At 43.7% G+C, this 647-nt stretch carries 1 protein-coding gene; it reads right to left on the bottom strand.

Annotation, left to right across the window (positions count from 1 at the left end):
* Positions 1–647: DNA gyrase C-terminal beta-propeller domain-containing protein (locus ACWHAR_RS28345; protein ID WP_452088603.1), on the bottom strand; the 647-nt coding region annotated here is incomplete at both ends.

Here is a 647-nt window from a genome sequence, read left to right as displayed (position 1 = left end):
CAACACGATGAGGATTCTTTTTCAGTTCCCTTAGCATTACGACACCGCGTTTTGCGCGGGATGTCTTCTCGAACTCAGAAAGACCCATGCGTTTTACCGCTCCCCGCTGTGTGAACAAGACAATTGAATCAGATTGCTGAAGGATCTCACCGGAGACAACAAAGTCATCCTCTTTTAAGTTAATCCCTTTGACACCTGCCGCACGCGCGCCAACTACATTCACTTCGTCTTCTCCAAACCATAGACCATACCCTAAGTGAGTGGCCATAAAGATCTGGCTTTCCCCATTTGTTACATGTACATCAATCAGTTCATCTTCACCCTTCAGATTTAAGGCTACAAGTGCCTTAGAATAACGCTGTGCTTTATAATGAGTGAGCTCTGTCTTTTTCACCATGCCGTTTTTCGTAAAGAATAGAAGATATGCCGACGGATCAAATTCTTTTATCGGTATAGCCTTTACAATCGTTTCATCACGGTCAATAGTGATTAGATTTGAAAAATGCTGGCCCATGTCCTTCCATCTGATATCAGGCAACTGGTGAACAGGACAATAGATGTAGCTTCCTTTGTTCGTAAAGAGCAGCAGCACGTCTGTCGTATTCATTTCAAACTGATGCAGCATCCTGTCCGTATCTTTCATTCCG

It is taken from the genome of Bacillus sp. LR--39, from assembly GCF_053613335.1.
This window is presented reverse-complemented; position numbering and strand designations above follow the sequence as displayed.